This window comes from Streptomyces sp. NPDC049954 (assembly GCF_040656295.1).
Taxonomy (GTDB): Bacteria; Actinomycetota; Actinomycetes; order Streptomycetales; family Streptomycetaceae; genus Streptomyces.
Genome location: NZ_JBFALS010000007.1, coordinates 340,712 through 356,535, shown reverse-complemented (window position 1 = coordinate 356,535; position 15,824 = coordinate 340,712). Strand labels below are relative to the sequence as shown.

At 70.8% G+C, this 15,824-nt stretch carries 16 protein-coding genes; 1 reads left to right on the top strand and 15 read right to left on the bottom strand.

Annotated elements, in window-relative coordinates; genetic code table 11:
• Positions 1-114 precede the first annotated feature (114 nt).
• From glmM to rplM, 3 genes are all read right to left on the bottom strand, one after another.
• On the bottom strand, positions 115-1,479 hold the full coding sequence (gene glmM / locus AB0J21_RS18655) for a phosphoglucosamine mutase (protein WP_363147066.1): 1,365 nt from the start codon (positions 1,477-1,479) through the stop codon (positions 115-117).
• 227 nt (positions 1,480-1,706) lie between these two features.
• Positions 1,707-2,222 (bottom strand): 30S ribosomal protein S9, encoded by a 516-nt coding sequence (rpsI, locus tag AB0J21_RS18650; RefSeq protein ID WP_363147065.1) that lies wholly within the window; start codon positions 2,220-2,222, stop codon positions 1,707-1,709.
• Between the two features lie 42 nt (positions 2,223-2,264).
• Complete coding sequence (gene rplM / locus AB0J21_RS18645) at positions 2,265-2,708, bottom strand: 50S ribosomal protein L13 (protein ID WP_363147064.1); 444 nt, start codon at positions 2,706-2,708, stop codon at positions 2,265-2,267.
• 502 nt (positions 2,709-3,210) lie between these two features.
• On the opposite strand from rplM, the gene AB0J21_RS18640 reads away from it, so the two are divergent.
• On the top strand, positions 3,211-4,143 hold the full coding sequence (locus tag AB0J21_RS18640; protein ID WP_363147063.1) for a hypothetical protein: 933 nt from the start codon (positions 3,211-3,213) through the stop codon (positions 4,141-4,143).
• 19 nt (positions 4,144-4,162) lie between these two features.
• Here AB0J21_RS18640 and AB0J21_RS18635 read toward each other — a convergent pair whose 3' ends face one another.
• The 12 genes from AB0J21_RS18635 to infA form a co-directional block, all read right to left on the bottom strand.
• Positions 4,163-4,936 (bottom strand): polyprenol monophosphomannose synthase, encoded by a 774-nt coding sequence (locus AB0J21_RS18635; protein ID WP_363147062.1) that lies wholly within the window; start codon positions 4,934-4,936, stop codon positions 4,163-4,165.
• A 17-nt stretch (positions 4,937-4,953) separates the two neighbouring features.
• Positions 4,954-6,699: a glycosyltransferase family 39 protein gene (locus AB0J21_RS18630; protein ID WP_363147061.1), complete on the bottom strand. Its 1,746-nt coding sequence runs from the start codon at positions 6,697-6,699 to the stop codon at positions 4,954-4,956.
• A gap of 8 nt (positions 6,700-6,707) precedes the next feature.
• Positions 6,708-8,231 (bottom strand): glycosyltransferase family 39 protein, encoded by a 1,524-nt coding sequence (locus AB0J21_RS18625; RefSeq protein ID WP_363147234.1) that lies wholly within the window; start codon positions 8,229-8,231, stop codon positions 6,708-6,710.
• A 245-nt stretch (positions 8,232-8,476) separates the two neighbouring features.
• Positions 8,477-9,547 (bottom strand): glycosyl hydrolase, encoded by a 1,071-nt coding sequence (locus tag AB0J21_RS18620; RefSeq protein WP_363147060.1) that lies wholly within the window; start codon positions 9,545-9,547, stop codon positions 8,477-8,479.
• On the bottom strand, positions 9,544-11,184 hold the full coding sequence (locus tag AB0J21_RS18615) for a glycosyltransferase family 2 protein (RefSeq protein WP_363147059.1): 1,641 nt from the start codon (positions 11,182-11,184) through the stop codon (positions 9,544-9,546). The genes AB0J21_RS18620 and AB0J21_RS18615 overlap by 4 nt, the downstream gene beginning before the upstream one ends.
• A 267-nt stretch (positions 11,185-11,451) precedes the next feature.
• On the bottom strand, positions 11,452-12,282 hold the full coding sequence (truA, locus tag AB0J21_RS18610; protein WP_363147058.1) for a tRNA pseudouridine(38-40) synthase TruA: 831 nt from the start codon (positions 12,280-12,282) through the stop codon (positions 11,452-11,454).
• Positions 12,283-12,378: 96 nt separating this feature from the next.
• Positions 12,379-12,879, bottom strand: coding sequence for a 50S ribosomal protein L17 (gene rplQ, locus AB0J21_RS18605; RefSeq protein ID WP_363147057.1), 501 nt, complete (start codon positions 12,877-12,879; stop codon positions 12,379-12,381).
• Positions 12,880-13,164: 285 nt separating this feature from the next.
• Positions 13,165-14,187 carry a DNA-directed RNA polymerase subunit alpha gene (locus AB0J21_RS18600; RefSeq protein WP_363147056.1) on the bottom strand — a complete coding sequence of 341 codons (1,023 nt, stop codon included), beginning with the start codon at positions 14,185-14,187 and terminating at the stop codon, positions 13,165-13,167.
• 163 nt (positions 14,188-14,350) lie between these two features.
• The gene (gene rpsK / locus AB0J21_RS18595) at positions 14,351-14,755 is read right to left on the bottom strand and encodes a 30S ribosomal protein S11 (protein WP_363147055.1); all 405 of its coding nucleotides are present in this window, start codon (positions 14,753-14,755) and stop codon (positions 14,351-14,353) included.
• 60 nt (positions 14,756-14,815) lie between these two features.
• Positions 14,816-15,196, bottom strand: coding sequence for a 30S ribosomal protein S13 (rpsM, locus tag AB0J21_RS18590; protein WP_363147054.1), 381 nt, complete (start codon positions 15,194-15,196; stop codon positions 14,816-14,818).
• A 219-nt stretch (positions 15,197-15,415) separates the two neighbouring features.
• A complete protein-coding gene (gene rpmJ, locus AB0J21_RS18585; RefSeq protein ID WP_003974245.1) occupies positions 15,416-15,529 on the bottom strand; it encodes a 50S ribosomal protein L36 in 114 nt (37 codons plus the stop codon).
• A 62-nt stretch (positions 15,530-15,591) separates the two neighbouring features.
• On the bottom strand, positions 15,592-15,813 hold the full coding sequence (infA, locus tag AB0J21_RS18580; RefSeq protein ID WP_003948620.1) for a translation initiation factor IF-1: 222 nt from the start codon (positions 15,811-15,813) through the stop codon (positions 15,592-15,594).
• Positions 15,814-15,824 lie beyond the last annotated feature (11 nt).

Here is a 15,824-nt window from a genome sequence, read left to right as displayed (position 1 = left end):
AATGACTAAACCTTTTACCTCGGGCCACCTTCGGAGAGTCCGCGCACGAGAAAGCCGGCCGTGACGTTCAACGTCACGGCCGGCTCGCCAGATGTCAGCGGGAGTCCAACAGCCCTACCCCAGCGTCGACTTGACCACGTCCGCGAGGCCCGCCGCGACCGAGCGGGCCTGTTCGATGTCGGCCGCCTCGACCATGACCCGTACCAGTGGTTCCGTGCCCGAGGGGCGCAGCAGGACGCGGCCGGTCGTGCCGAGGCTGTGCTCGGCCTCCTCGACGGCGGTGCGCAGTTCGGGGGCGGAGCCGACGCGGGACTTGTCGACGTCCGGGACGTTGATCAGGACCTGCGGCAGGCGGGTCATGACGGAGGCCAGGTCGGCCAGCGAGCGGCCGGTCTCGGCGACGCGGGCGGCGAGCATGAGCCCGGTCAGGGTGCCGTCGCCGGTCGTCGCGTGGTCCAGGATGATGACGTGGCCGGACTGCTCCCCGCCGAGCGCGAAGCCCTCCTTCTTCATCTGCTCCAGGACGTAGCGGTCGCCGACCGCCGTCTCCACGAAGGACACGCCCTCGCGCTCCATGGCCAGCTTGAAGCCCAGGTTCGACATGACGGTCGCGACGACGGTGTTCTTGCGCAGCGTGCCGTGCTCGCGCATGGAGAGGGCGAGGACCGCGAGGATCTGGTCGCCGTCCACCTCGTTGCCCTCGGCGTCCACCGCGAGGCAGCGGTCGGCGTCCCCGTCGTGGGCGATGCCGAAGTGCGCGCCCTGCTCGACCACGGCGGCCTGGAGCTTGGCGAGGTGCGTGGAGCCGCAGCCGTCGTTGATGTTGAGGCCGTCGGGCTCCGCGCCGATCGTGATGACGTCGGCCCCGGCGCGCGCGAAGGCGTCGGGCGAGACGCGGGCCGCCGCGCCGTGCGCCTCGTCGAGGACGATCTTCAGCCCGTCGAGCCGGTTGGGGAGCACGCCGACGAGGTGCGCGACGTACTGGTCGTAGCCCTCGTCGTACTCCCGGACGCGGCCGACGTCTCCCCCGGTCGGGCGGTCCCAGGCGGGGGCGCCGGGCTCGGTGTGGCGCTCGTACTGCGCCTCGATGCGGTCCTCCAGCTCGTCGGCCAGTTTGTGGCCGCCGCGCGCGAAGAACTTGATGCCGTTGTCGGGCATCGCGTTGTGGCTCGCGGAGAGCATGACGCCGAAGTCCGCGCCGAGCGTCCCGGTGAGGTGCGCGACAGCCGGTGTCGGCAGCACGCCCACCTTCAGCACGTCCACCCCGGCGCTGGCCAGGCCCGCGACCACGGCGGCCTCCAGGAACTCCCCGGAGGCGCGCGGATCACGGCCGACCACGGCCGTCGGGCGGTGGCCCGGGCGGCTGCCCAGTTCACCGAGCACGTGTGCCGCCGCGACCGAGAGGCCGAGCGCCAGCTCGGCCGTCAGATCGACGCCCGCGACCCCGCGTACGCCGTCCGTCCCGAAGAGCCGTCCCACTTGGTGTCCTCCCGCGTTGTTCACCGGCGACGTCGGCCTGAGCCGCCCGCCACCCTCCGCACACACATCTTGTTATACGTCATACCGCACAGGTCGTACCGCATAGAGCCGGTTCCTCCCCAAAGCGCACGCATTCGCGTGGACGAACCACACGCGTCCGCGTAGACGAACGCCCCGGCGGCACGAGCGTGCCGCCGGGGCGAACGGTGAAGAACAAGCAGGCGGATTTAGCGCTTGCTGTACTGCGGGGCCTTGCGGGCCTTCTTCAGACCGGCCTTCTTGCGCTCGACGGCACGGTCGTCACGACGCAGGAACCCGGCCTTCTTGAGGGCGCCGCGGTTGTTGTCCACGTCGGCCTCGTTCAGCGCGCGGGCCACGCCCAGGCGCAGGGCGCCGGCCTGACCGGAGACGCCGCCACCCGAGATACGGGCGACCACGTCGTAGCGGTTGTCCAGCTCCAGAACCTTGAAGGGCTCGTTGACTTCCTGCTGGTGCACCTTGTTGGGGAAGTAGTCCTCAAGGGTGCGGCCGTTGATCTTCCACTTGCCGGAGCCCGGAACGATCCGGACGCGGGCGATGGCGTTCTTGCGACGGCCCAGGCCGGCGGCCGGCTGGGGCTCGCCGAAGGCGGACGCGAGGGACTCCGAGGTGTACTCGCCCTCGACGGGGACCTCGGACTCGGTGGTGTACTGCTCGACGTCGACAGCCTCTTCGATCGGCTGCTCGGCGGTGGTCTCGGCCACGATGCTCCTCAGATTTCTCTACGTCTTAGGGGGTGGCCGGAACTACTGCGCGACCTGGGTGATCTCGAACGGCACAGGCTGCTGCGCCGAGTGCGGGTGCTGCTCGCCCGCGTAGACCTTCAGCTTCGACAGCATCTGACGGCCCAGGGTGTTCTTGGGGAGCATGCCCTTGACGGCCTTCTCGATGGCCTTCTCGGGGTTCTTGTCGAGCAGCTCGTCGTAGCGCACGGAGCGCAGGCCGCCCGGGTACCCGGAGTGGCGGTAGGCCATCTTCTGGGTCCGCTTGTTGCCGGAGAGGTGCACCTTGGCCGCGTTGACGATGATGACGAAGTCACCGGTGTCGACGTGGGGCGCGTAGATCGGCTTGTGCTTGCCCCGCAGGAGGCTGGCAGCGGTCGACGCCAGACGGCCCAGGACGATGTCCTGAGCGTCGATGACGTGCCACTGGCGAGTGACATCGCCAGGCTTGGGGCTGAACGTACGCACGGTCGTAGCCTTCGCTTCTCAGTGATGGGGTCTCCCCCGGCTCGGCAGAGCCAGGGGAAGGGTCCTGACATGGCCACCACGGACGATCACGACAGCCCTGGACGCACGACGGTGACGCAACCGTGTGCATGCCGCTGGTCATCGGCCCGGTGGACCGGTGTAAGGGCCCCTCACGTGAGAATGAGCAAGCCAATACACATAACGAAGAGGCAGAATACCCGGGCGCACCCGGACGGGTCAAAACGATGAAGACCCCCTGTTCAGGGAGTCGGGGACCTGTCCCGGCGCCGCTTCGGCGCGGTCTGCGGCCCTTCGCCGCTCTCCAGCGTACGTCCCCCGCTCGCGGTCCGGCGGGGGGACGGGCGGGATCCGGCCCCGGGCAGGGCCGCCGCCCGGCCGCCACCGGGGCGGGTACCGGGCCGCGACCGGCCCGGGTACCGGTACGGGCACGGTCGCCGGCCGTCTCTCGACCGGCTGCGGGCGGGTCCTTAGGATGCGGCCCATGAGCTTTGGGCAGGGGGGACCCTCGTGGGGCCCGGGGGGTACGGGCCCGCAGGGGCAGCAGGGGCAGCAAGGGCGGCAGGGACCGCACGGCGGCCGTTTTCCGCAGTCCGGTCCCGCGTCCGGTCCCGCGACGCCGGACTGGTCGGCGCTCGCGGAGGCGTCGGCCGCGCGGGAGCGGCGCAGGAAGTGGCTGTGGGTGGGCGGCGGCGTGGTCGCGACGGTCGTGGTGGCCTCGCTGGTGGCCGCCGTCGTCGTCACCGCCAACCACGACGACGGGGAGCGGGCCGACGCCCGGCCCAGCGGGCTGCCGCCCACGCAGACCCTGCCGAGCGAGACGGCGAAGCCCTCCCCGACCTTCCCCTCGGTCGCGCCGAAGCCGGTGCCGAAGCCGACGGAGTACCTGAACAGCGCGGCGAAGGACACCGCCCCGCTGTCCGCCGCCGGGCTGTTCCCGGGCACGGAGGTCACGATCGGCAGCGCCGTCTACAAGAAGGGCGCGCTCGCCTCCACCACGGACTGCGCCTCGGCGACGCAGGGCGCCCTCGGCGGTGTCCTGTCCGCGAACGGCTGCGGGCAGCTGCTGCGCGCGACGTACACGAAGGACGGGACGGCCGTCACGGTCGGGGTCGCGGTCTTCGGCACGGACGCGGCGGCGCTGAAGGCCAAGCAGCAGGCGAGGGGCAACGTGGCCTCCCTCGCGGGCGCGGGCGTGCCGGTCTTCTGCCGGGCCGTGAAGTGCCGCAACACCACCAACGCGGTGGGCCGCTACCTGTACGTCACGGTGGGCGGGTTCACCGCGCGCAAGGACGTGACGCCGCAGGACACGGCGGTGTTCCGGGCCGGGGACGACCTGTCGGCCTTCGCGTTCCGGCAGATCTACGGACGGGGCGTGGCCGCGGCCTCGGCGGCGGCCACCGCCCCGGCGGCGTAGGAACCGGGCGCCACGCCCCTCAGTGGTGCTTGAACCGCAGCCGCAGCGGCACGAGGGCGGACTCCAGCTGGGTGCGCAGCGTCATCTTGGAGACGCCCTCGGTGCGTTCCTCGAAGCGGATGGGTATCTCCACGGCCGGGTGCCCGGACCGTAGCGCCTTGTACTTCAGCTCGACCTGGAAGCTGTAGCCGGCGCTGTCGAGCGAGTCGAGGTCCACGTCGCGCAGGGTCGCGGCGGTCCACAGGTTGAAGCCGGCGGTGATGTCCTTGACGTCGGTGCCGAGGACGGCGCGGACGTAGCTGTTGGCGAACCTGGACAGCAGGACGCGGTGGCGGCCCCACTCCTCGTCGAGCTGTCCGCCCTCGACGTAGCGGCTGCCGACGACGAGCCCGGCGCCGCTCTCCTCGGCGGCCGCGAGCATCCGGACGACGGCCTCGACGGGGTGGCTGCCGTCGGCGTCCATCTGCACGACGTACGCGGCCCCTTCGGCGAGCGCGGCGTTCATCCCGGCGACGTAGGCGCGGCCGAGGCCGTCCTTCTCGGTGCGGTGCAGGACCGACATGCGGGCGGCGGGCGCGCCGTCGTTGTACTTCTCGGCCAGCTCCTCGGCGATCCGGCCGGTGCCGTCGGGGCTGGAGTCGTCCACGATCTTCAGGTGCAGCCCGGGCAGCGGCAGGTCGAGGACGGCCTGCGCCATGCGCGGCAGGTTCGCCGCCTCGTTGTAGGTCGGCATGACGACGGTGACGGGAGGTGTCGCGGCCTGCGCCGGCTCCTCCTCGCGGGACGGTGACACGGTTCTCCTTGGGAGCTTCAGAGGTGGACCCTGCGGCCGGCCGCGCTGTCGCCGCCGTCCGCCTTCTGGTCCTTGTTGTCCCCGGTGCGGGTCAGCAGCAGCACCTGGACACTGGCGAGTTTCTTCGTGCCCGCGATCCGGAAACCGGCGCGCAGGGCCTTGACGGTGGCGGGCGTCATCTGTGCGTACGGATTGCCGTCCGGGGAGGTCGCGACGAGCCACAGCCGCTCGGTGCGGGCGAGGCAGGCGGCGGGCCTGGGGCACTCCTGCGCGCCGTACGAGGCGATCTGCTGCGGGGTGCGGTACATCAGGACGTCCTTGGGGCGCTCGGCGGCGTCCCGCAGTTCGTAGTCCATGCCGCGCCGTTCGGCGAGCAGCCCGCTGTACGCGATGGCGTCGCCGTGCTTCTGGTGGGCGAGGACGTAGTGCGCGGCGCCCCGGTAGTCGGGCTCCCCCGGGATCGGGCCGCGGGCCGCGTCGATGCCGGGCAGCGCGGTCACGGTGAGCCCGCCCACCGCGAGCAGGCCGAGCGCGAGCCCGGCCGTGCGCAGCCCCCTGGCCCCCGTCCCGGCGGCGGGGCCGGTGACGGCACCTGCGGCGCGGCCCAGCGCGACGGCGCCGAGCAGGACCCAGGCGGGCGCCGTGAACAGCAGGTACCGCGCGAGGAACAGGTGGAGCTGGGCGGCCGTGGCGAAGGTGAGCAGCGGCGGCAGGACGGCCCACAGGGCGAGCGGCAGCGCGTACCGCCCGGCGAAGCACAGTCCGATCAGGCCCAGGACGAGGACGGGGACGGCCACCGCCCAGGTGCCGAACAGTTGCTGCGGGAGTTCGCGCAGGTCGTGGAGGGTCGGGTTGTTCCACGCGATCTGGCCGCTCTGCCCGGTGCCGGAGAGCGCCATCGGCAGGACGAGGCACAGGCCGAGGGTCGCGGCGGCGGTGAAGGCCCAGCCGGCGATCCGGTCGCCCTCGCGCCGCACCCGCGCCACCATCGCGAGGTGCGCGGCGAGCACGCACAGCGAGGCGAGGTGGCTCCAGCCGATGAGCGGGATCGAGAAGGTGTACGCGGTCCAGCCCTTGAAGGTGGGCCGCTCCAGCGAGCGGGCGAGCAGCAGCGTGGACAGCAGGACGGCGGCGACCGCGAAGGCGTACGGCCGGATCTCCTGCCCGTAGCGGGTGGTCGCGGGCAGCACGGCGAAGGCGAGTCCGGCGATCAGTCCGACGCGGGCGGTGAACAGCTGGCGGCCGAGCAGTCCGAGGAGTCCGGCGGCGGCGCCCATCGCGAGGGCCCCGGGCACGCGCAGCGCGGTCGGGGAGTCGCCGAACACCGCGACCCAGCAGTGCATCAGCACGTAGTAGGGGGTGAAGACGATGTCGATGGAGCGGATCAGCCGGCTCAGGTCGTGCATCGAGAGGCTGGAGGCCCACCAGGTGGCGTGTTCGTCGCGCCACAACTGCCGGTCGTCGAGGCCCTGGAGGACGAACAGGAGGGCGAGCAGGGTCGGCAGCGCGAACACGACGAGGGCGAGGCGGCGCCCGCCCCTGCCGGGGCGTTCGACGGGCGGCGGGGGCTGCGGGGTGCCCGACTCGCGGGCGAGCGCCTGCGCCGAGGGCCGCAGTTGCGGCAGCAGCAGGCTCATGGTCTGCGTGGACTCGGCGGCGGGGCCGGGCGGCCGGTGGTGAGCCGGTCCGGCGTCCGCCCCGTGGCCGGTGTCCTGCCCGGCCGCCCCGGGCATTCTGTCCTGGCTCGCGGCGCGCTGCCGCATGTCCCGGCTCACTGCTTGACCCATATCCGGTAGGAGGAGGTGCCGCTGCTCGTGGTGGTCGGGAACTGGGCGGTCAGCCGGTAGTGCGCGTTGCCGCGCAGCTCCTTGCGGACCGCCGCGTCGACCTCGGGGGTGACTCCGCCGCGCAGCATGATGACGTCGAAGTAGCCGTCGCGGACGGCCGCGCGGAAGCCCGCGGGCTCACCGCCCGAGTACCGCTTCCCGTTCTTCGCGGTGTAGTCGAGGGAGGCCGTGTTCTTCCACTGGTTCCAGCCGGTGACGTCCCGCAGGTAGTAGCCGGGCACCTCGGACTCCTCGGCGAGGTAGACGCCCTTGCGGTCCACGACGGTGCGCAGATAGGCCATCGGCCCCCGGGAGTCGGGGAAGCTGAACGCGTTCTGCGCCTGGACCATGCCGAGGACCAGGGTCAGGACGAAGAGCATGATGCCGAGCTGCGGGTTGCGGAAGTGCGAGCCGACCAGCCGGGACATGCCGAGGCCCGCCATGGGCGCGGCGAACAGCAGCCCGAAGCCGACGTGCTTGTAGAGGGACACCTCGGTCTGGAGGTGGATCTGGTAGGCCGTCGCGAGCAGCGCGGTGCCGGTCAGGACGGTGCCGAGCAGGGCGCGTCGCACCCGCCCCGGGGTGGACCCGGAGACCCAGGGCATCTCGACCATGCGGGCCCGTACGACGTAGGCGACGGAGCCGGCCAGCGCGGTGAGGAACACGAGGCCGCCCCACTGCGCGCTGTGCTGGAGCAGGGTCCACGCGGTGTCGCTGCCGTGCTGCCGGTCGGTGGTGGTGGAGCTGATCCCGCCGAGCGGCCCGGACAGCGCCCATCCGGCGCCGAGCAGGACGAGGACCCCGGCGGCCAGCAGGGCGCCGCGCAGCAGGGTCCGTACGCCGCGCTGGCGGTAGGCGGTGAGGACGGCGAGCACCACGAGGGTCGGGATGTAGAGGCCGGCCGCGTACTTCACGCCGAAGGCGAGGGCGATGGGCGGCGCCGCGAGCAGCACGGCGGGCGCCTTCATCCGGCCGGTGCGCACCAGGACCCAGAAGGCGAGGGCGAGCAGGAACAGCGCGGCCGCGTCGTACGTCGCGAGGCGGCCCAGCACGATCGTGGACTGGACGACGGAGAACAGCGCGGCGGCGCCCAGCGCGGAGCGCGAGTTGAACATGCGCCGGGTCGCCGCGTACAGCAGGGCGGTGGTCGCGAGCATGAACACGAGGCTCAGCGCGCGGACTCCGGCCAGGCCGAAGGGACCGTCCACGAGCGCGGCGAGGACCGGGTAGAGCTTGGGGTGGCCGGAGAAGTAGGCGGCGAAGTCGACGGGCAGCGGGGTGCCGTGCAGCAGGTTGTCGAGTTCGTAGTGCCCGGAGGCGATGTAGAGGGCCTCGTCCTGGAAGGCGGTGCCGCGCAGCCGCAGCGAGAGCACCGCCTGCACGGCGAGCACGCACAGCAGCGCGGCCCGGCTGATGAGGGTCGAGCGCCGGGTGTCGACGGCCCAGGCGGACTCGGGCACCTTCGGCAGCGTGTAGCCGCGTACGGGCTCCCGCTGCGGGTTGATCTCGAAGGGGTCCTCGGGCAGCGCGGCCGGATCGGCCTCCGGCTGCGGCGCGGGCGCCTGCTCCCAGGGCTGCGGCTCCGGGTCGAGGGGCTGCCGCGGTAGGTACGCGCCGTGGTCGGCGGGCTGCGGTATGTACACACCGTGGTCGGCGGGCTGCGGCTGCGGGTACGGGGGCCCCGGCGGCGGGGAGGCGGGGGGATACCGGTCCATCAGGGCTTCTTCACATCGAATCCGTAGCCGGGGTCACGGGCCTGGTCCTGGTACGCCCGCTCGGCGGCGGGCCCGCTCGCGATGCGCCAGTCCGCCTCCTTGTCGAAGTCGAACCACACGTGGCCGAGGACGTCCTTGCGGGCCAGTACGCCCTGGAACAGGTCCTTGATGTCGGCCGGTTTGCGCTCCCCCGCCTCGGAGGCGGTCTCGGCGATGAGGAAGGGCCGCCGGGTGAAGGCACGGACCTGGTCCATGGTCGGGCCGTACAGGGCGTTGAAGGTGGAGGGGCCGCCGGTCGCGTAGTAGCCGACGACGCCGACCCAGTCGACGTAGGCGTCCCCGGGCCAGTACGGCCTGAGCTTCACGTCGGGCACGGGGTTGACGACGTTGGGGCTCCACACCCAGATGACCTGGGTGGCGCCCTCGTCGGCGAACACGTCGTGGACGTGCTTCCAGGCCTTCACGAACTCCTGCGGGGTGGCCTTCTTGGTGCCCCAGGGGTACCAGCCGCCGTTCATCTCGTGCGCGAAGCTGATCGCGACGGGCTGGTTCAGCTCCTTCACGGAACGGGCGTACTCGCGTATGTACGTGTCGTCCTTGCCCGCGCCTATCTGCTTGAGGCTGCGCTTGAACGGCTCCCAGGCGACGAAGGGCAGCGCCCCGTAGTCCCAGGCGTTGACCGCGAGCCGGGTCTCGTACTGGTCGCCCCAGGCCGAGTAGAACTCGACCAGGTTGGGCTTCTTCCCGGCCTGCCCGGCGAACTTGTCGAGCGGCTTGACGGAGGCGGGCGCCCCGTCGAGGGCCACCCCGAAGTACTTCTTGTCCGGCTTCAGCAGGGGCCGTACGTCGTAGGGCAGGACGCTCTTCTCGGGCGCCGCCGAGGCGGACTTCTTCGACGCGGAGCCGTCCGGCTCGCCCTGGGCGCGCTCGTACTGGTCGCGGCCGCTGTCGGAGAAGACCCCGCAGCCGGTCGCGGACAGCAGGGCACCGGCCAGCAGTACGGCGGTGAGGCCGCGACGGGCGGCGCGGCGGGCGGGGCGTCGTGGGGGGCGCTGAGAGGAGCGGATCATGCGCTCGCTTCCTGGGGACGGGCGTTGCGGGGCTGGACGAGCACGCGGGCGACGACGGCCGCGTAGAAGAGTCCGCCGGACAGCATCAGGGCGAAGTCGGGCGGGTACGCGGTGAGCACGCGCCAGCCGGCCAGGACCACCCACAGCACGGCGGTGCCGGCGGTCCAGCCGTACATCCCGGCCCAGTAGCGGCCCATGCCGTTCTTCTTGGCCCCGTCGGAACCGGTCGGCTTCCAGCCCATGGGGCGGCCCCGCAGGACGTCCCACACGGCGAACACGTGCGACCAGCCGTACATGATGCGCACCGCCCAGGCCTCCAGGCGGTACGGGGCGCGGTGCCACAGCGGCAGCACGAGCGTCACGTAGAACACGCTGGGCAGGATGAGCAGTCCGGCCTGGGCGCGCAGCAGATCGGGGCGCAGCACGAGCAGGGACAGCGGGATGAGCGGGGCGACGAAGGTCAGCAGCGCGGTCTGGAGGTAGTAGAGGAAGCCGGAGACGTAGCACAGCCGCGTCATCAGCTTGAGGTCCATCTCCCAGAAGGACTTGCTGGTGAGCAGCGACAGCGAGCCCATGCACCAGCGGTACTGCTGGTTGTGGAAGGCCCCCGCGGTGTCCGGGCAGACCCCGGCGGACAGCGCGACCGGCACGTAGCGCAGCTTCCAGCCGAGCGCCCGCAGGTCGAAGCCGGTGTACATGTCCTCGGAGTGCTCGATGAGCGAGATGCCGCCGATCTCGTCGAGCGCGGAGCGCCGGTACACGGCGCAGGAACCCACGCAGATCGAGCCGTCCTTGTCCTCCCGGGAGGTCTGCACCGAGCGGTAGAACTGCTCCTGCACGGCGCCCGCGCCGCGCTCGATCCAGTTCTGCCGGTCCACGGTGCGGAAGAACTGCGGGGACTGGACGATGCCGATGCGCTCGTCGTCCATGTGCGGCAGGAGTTCGTCCAGCAGGTCGGCGCGCGGCGCGAAGTCGGCGTCGAGGATGAGGATGTGCTCGCCGTGGGTGCGCTCGAAGGCGTGCCGCAGGTTCCCGGCCTTCTTGAACCAGCCCCGGTTGGGCCGCACCACGTAGTGGAAGCCGAAGTCCCCGGCCATGGCGGCCACGTCCGGGTCGTCGGCGTCGTCCAGGACGTACACCTCGACGGGCCCCCGGTACGCGGCGTCCAGCGCGCGCACGTGCGTCCAGGTGTTGGCGAGCACCTCCAGGGGCTCCCCGCACACCGGCAGGTACACGTCGACGCTCGGGTGCCTGACCGGCCGCCAGTTGCGCACCAGCCGCTTGTGGCCCTTGAGGTCGAAGTCCTTGCTGAAGCTGTCGAGCACGAAGGACAGCAGGTAGTCCGCGACGATGAACGCGAGCAGCGGCATCATGATCCAGAACCACGGGCTGGACGCCGTGAACAGCAGCTGACTGACGCCCAGACACGCGAAGCTCAGCATCGAACCGAAGGTCAGCACCCACCGGTTGCGCTGCGCGTAGGAGTACTTCTCCCGGTCGTCGGGCGGCTGCGGCAGCAGTCCGTGGCTGTGGGCGACGGTCCTGCGCCACTCTGCGGCACCGCCGGCCCTCCGGCGGCGCGGGGGAACGGGCCCCCCGGCCCCTCCGGAACGGGAGGCGGAATCAACGGCACTCATGGAAGACCCCCGGGCCTCAAGCCCCGATTTGCTCCAACGGCGACCGGGGTCGAACACCCGGGCCGGAAATCGCGAGCATATACGAGCAGAGGAAGGCCGAGTTCCGCGCGGTGCCGACCGTTTGGCAGGGTTTCGGCACCTCTTGGGGCGCCGAACACGCCCCGAACTGTCGCTTTGTGCCAGGGCCGCGCGACGGTCACCCGGGGTGTGGCATCAATAACACCCCTTCGGACACAACCCCCCGCCCGCGCCCCTCAGCCACTCTTCTCAGCCACAGCCCCCGCAGGCGGGCAGCGTCCGCTTGTTGCGCGCCTGGACGCTGCGCGCCGCGAGGAGTTCGTCGGCCGGGTAGCCGACCTCCTCCAGCGTCAGCCCGTGCGGCCGGACGACGTGGACGGCGGAGTCCCGCACCCGGGCCGCGAGGACCTTGGCGGGCCAGTCGGGCGGCCGGTGCCCGTCGCCCACGAACAGCATCGCGCCGACCAGGGAACGCACCATGTTGTGGCAGAAGGCGTCGGCCCGCACGGTCGCCTCAAGGACCCCGTCCGCGCGCCGCTCCCAGCGCAGCTCCTGGAGCGTCCGGATGGTCGTGGCACCCTCGCGCTTCTTGCAGTACGCGGCGAAGTCGTGCTCCCCGAGCAGACCGCGGGCCGCCTCGTTCATCGCGTCGAGGTCCAACGGCCAGTCGTGCCACAGCACATGGCCGCGCAACAGCGGGTCGACGCCGCCCGGGGCGTCCGTCACCCGGTACGCGTAGCGCCGCCAGACCGCCGAGAACCGCGCGTCGAAGCCCTCGGGGGCCGGGGCGATCCGCCACACCCGTACGTCCCTGGGCAGCCGCCCCGCGAGCCGCTTGAGCAGCTTCTCGCCGTGCTCGGCCCACAACTCCTCGCCCACGTCCACGTGCGCGACCTGTCCGCGCGCGTGCACCCCGGAGTCGGTGCGCCCGGCCACGGTCAGCTCGTACGGCACCGCGGACCGGGTGACGACGCGCAGCGCCTCCTCGATCTCCCCCTGCACGGTGCGCCGCCCCGAGGGCTGCTTCGCCCAGCCGGAGAACTCGCTCCCGTCATAACTCAGATCAAGCCGCAACCGCACGTGGAACTCCCAGCGAACGAAGTAGTAAGGGACGGGAAAAGGAAAAGCGGGCCCGCCCCCGAAGGGACGGACCCGCTCAGCTCGCGCGAGGCGGGCTCAGGCGTCCTTGGACTCCTCGGCCGCCTCCGGCTTGGCGTCCTCGACGGTCTCGGCCGGGGCCTCGTCCTTCTTGAGGGCGTCTTCCTTGACCGCGCGCTGCGTCGCGGCCTCGGCCTCACCGGTGGCCTGCTGGGCCACGGTCAGGGCCTCCACCAGCTCGATGACCGCCATGGGCGCGTTGTCGCCCCGACGGTTACCGATCTTGGTGATACGGGTGTAACCACCCGGACGGTTCTCGTACCGCGGGCCGATCTCCGTGAAGAGCGTGTGCACGATGCTCTTGTCGGTGATGATCTGGAGCACCTGACGGCGGTTGTGAAGGTCGCCCTTCTTCGCCTTGGTGACCAGACGCTCGGCGTACGGCCGCAGCCGGCGCGCCTTGGCCTCGGTGGTCGTGATCTTGCCGTGCTCGAACAGCGCCTTGGCGAGGTTCGCCAGCAGCAGCTTCTCGTGCGCGGCGCCGCCACCGAGACGGGCACCCTTGGTGGGCTTCGGCATGGTGTTACTCCTTGTGATCTGCGCCGGCCGTATCAGGTACCGACGACAGTGTCCCGCGCGGGCGACTGCCCGCCGGAAGTTTAAGAACGGCTAACCAAGCCCGTCCAGCTCAATCAAGCCCGTCCGGCGCTTGAGGACAAGCGCGAAGCGCGACCTTCAAGCCCGTCCGGCTCAATCAAGCCCGTCCGGCGCTTGAGGACAAGCGCGAAGCGCGACCTTCAAGCCCGTCCGGCGCTTGAGGACACCCGCCGGAGGCGGGCACCCCCACCCCCGGCCGGCAGGCCCTCAGTACTGCTCGGTCTCCACGAAGCCGGCATCCGCGTCGTCATCCGCACCAAAGGTGTCGGCCGCCGAGGTCGGGTCGAACCCGGGAGGCGAGTCCTTGAGCGCCAGGCCCATACCGGCCAGCTTCGCCTTGACCTCGTCGATCGACTTCGCACCGAAGTTGCGGATGTCGAGCAGGTCGGCCTCGGAGCGGGCGACCAGCTCACCCACGGAGTGGATGCCCTCGCGCTTGAGGCAGTTGTACGAGCGGACCGTGAGCTCAAGCTCCTCGATCGGCAGCGCCAGATCGGCGGCGAGCGCGGCGTCCGTCGGGGACGGGCCCATGTCGATGCCCTCGGCGTCGATGTTCAGCTCGCGCGCGAGACCGAACAGCTCGACCAGGGTCTTGCCGGCGGAGGCCATGGCGTCACGCGGACGCATCGCCTGCTTGGTCTCGACGTCGACGATGAGCTTGTCGAAGTCGGTGCGCTGCTCGACTCGGGTCGCCTCGACCTTGTAGGTGACCTTGAGGACGGGCGAGTAGATCGAGTCGACCGGGATACGGCCGATCTCCTGGCCCACCTGCTTGTTCTGGACGGCGGAGACGTAGCCGCGACCGCGCTCGACGGTCAGCTCCATCTCCAGCTTGCCCTTGGCGTTCAGCGTGGCGAGCACCAGGTCGGGGTTGTGCACCTCGACACCGGCCGGGGGCGCGATGTCGGCGGCGGTGACCAGGCCCGGACCCTGCTTGCGCAGGTACATCACGACCGGCTCGTCGTGCTCCGAGGAGACGACCAGCTGCTTGATGTTGAGGATGAGGTCGGTGACGTCCTCCTTGACACCCGGCACGGTGGTGAACTCGTGCAGGACGCCGTCGATCCGGATGGACGTGACGGCCGCGCCCGGGATCGAGGAGAGGAGCGTACGGCGCAGGGAGTTGCCGAGGGTGTAACCGAAGCCCGGCTCCAGCGGCTCGATGACGAACCGGGAGCGGAACTCGTCGACGACCTCTTCGGTCAACGAGGGACGCTGAGCGATCAGCATGCGTGTGTTCCTTCTGTCGTGGGCGACCACTATTTGACGCCCGACGTACCGGGCCGGAGCCCGACGGTGTTACTGCCACAAGGGTACGGGCGGTACGGCCGTTACGGCCGTACCGCCCGCGAAACCCACAGCTCACCGGGGTCGGCAGACCCCGGCGGTCCGGTCAAACGCGGCGGCGCTTGGGGGGACGGCAGCCGTTGTGCGGGGTGGGGGTGACGTCCTGGATCGAGCCGACCTCCAGGCCGGTGGCCTGGAGCGAGCGGATCGCGGTCTCACGGCCGGAGCCGGGACCCTTGACGAACACGTCCACCTTGCGCATGCCGTGCTCCTGCGCGCGGCGGGCGGCCGACTCGGCGGCCATCTGCGCGGCGAACGGAGTCGACTTGCGCGAGCCCTTGAAGCCGACGTGGCCGGCGGAGGCCCAGGAGATCACGTTGCCCGTGGGGTCGGTGATCGAGATGATCGTGTTGTTGAACGTGCTCTTGATGTGGGCGTGCCCGTGAGCGACGTTCTTCTTTTCCTTGCGGCGCACCTTCTTGGCAGCGCCCTGACGGCCCTTCGGAGGCATGTATTACTCCCGTGGAGGTGGTCGGTCCTGCAGCGTCAGCTGTCGATCGACCGCTGAGGACTACTTCTTGCCCGGCTTCTTCTTACCGGCGATGGCGCGACGCGGGCCCTTGCGGGTGCGGGCGTTCGTGCTCGTGCGCTGGCCGCGGACGGGCAGGCCGCGGCGGTGACGCAGACCCTGGTAGCAGCCGATCTCGACCTTGCGGCGGATGTCGGCCTGGATCTCGCGACGGAGGTCACCCTCGGTCTTGAGGTTGGCGTCCACGTACTCGCGGATCTTGACGAGGTCTTCCTCGGCAAGGTCGCGGACGCGGGTGTTGGGGTCAACGCCGGTCGCGGCCAGCGTCTGCTGGGACAGGGTGCGACCGATGCCGAACACGTACGTGAGGGCAACCTCGACGCGCTTTTCGCGCGGGAGGTCAACACCTTCAAGGCGTGCCATTCAAGGCTCCTGTTGTTTTCGGAGGTCTTCCGCAGCACCACTCCCGCCCGCCGAGGCCCCTGCGGCCTGGTACGGAACGGGTCCCCGGCCTCCGACCGGGGGTGTCGCCCTCCATCACTGACAGATCACTCTGAAGGATCCGAAGAGGGACGGGTACTGCGTATGTACTTGGTTACGTCGCGCTGAATCTCTGCGAATGCAGTGAGGAGCGGTGTCGCGTCAGCCCTGGCGCTGCTTGTGGCGCGGGTTGTCGCAGATGACCATGACCCGGCCGTGACGGCGGATCACCCTGCACTTGTCGCAGATCTTCTTGACGCTCGGCTTGACCTTCATGGGTGTGAGGTTCTCCGGGTCAGTGCCGGCGCCCCACGGGAGGGACGTCAGCGAGATCAGATCTACTTGTAGCGGTAGACGATCCGGCCACGCGTCAGGTCGTACGGAGACAACTCCACCACGACCCGGTCGTCAGGGAGGATCCGGATGTAGTGCATCCGCATCTTGCCGCTGATGTGCGCCAGGACCTGGTGGCCGTTCTGGAGCTCCACCTTGAACATCGCGTTCGGCAGAGACTCGACGACAGTGCCCTCGATCTCGATGGCACCTTGCTTCTTGGCCACGCTTCGCCCTT

What these genes read in the sequence shown, in the direction of transcription:
- AB0J21_RS18640 (WP_363147063.1), top strand. Translation starts at nt 3,211, where the DNA reads ATGAGCTTTGGGCAGGGGGGACCCTCGTGGGGCCCGGGGGGTACGGGC.
- AB0J21_RS18630 (WP_363147061.1), bottom strand. Translation starts at nt 6,699, where the DNA reads ATGCGGCAGCGCGCCGCGAGCCAGGACAGAATGCCCGGGGCGGCCGGG.
- AB0J21_RS18620 (WP_363147060.1), bottom strand. Translation starts at nt 9,547, where the DNA reads ATGATCCGCTCCTCTCAGCGCCCCCCACGACGCCCCGCCCGCCGCGCC.
- AB0J21_RS18615 (WP_363147059.1), bottom strand. Translation starts at nt 11,184, where the DNA reads ATGAGTGCCGTTGATTCCGCCTCCCGTTCCGGAGGGGCCGGGGGGCCC.
- rplQ (WP_363147057.1), bottom strand. Translation starts at nt 12,879, where the DNA reads ATGCCGAAGCCCACCAAGGGTGCCCGTCTCGGTGGCGGCGCCGCGCAC.
- AB0J21_RS18600 (WP_363147056.1), bottom strand. Translation starts at nt 14,187, where the DNA reads ATGCTGATCGCTCAGCGTCCCTCGTTGACCGAAGAGGTCGTCGACGAG.
- rpsK (WP_363147055.1), bottom strand. Translation starts at nt 14,755, where the DNA reads ATGCCTCCGAAGGGCCGTCAGGGCGCTGCCAAGAAGGTGCGCCGCAAG.
- rpsM (WP_363147054.1), bottom strand. Translation starts at nt 15,196, where the DNA reads ATGGCACGCCTTGAAGGTGTTGACCTCCCGCGCGAAAAGCGCGTCGAG.
- rpmJ (WP_003974245.1), bottom strand. Translation starts at nt 15,529, where the DNA reads ATGAAGGTCAAGCCGAGCGTCAAGAAGATCTGCGACAAGTGCAGGGTG.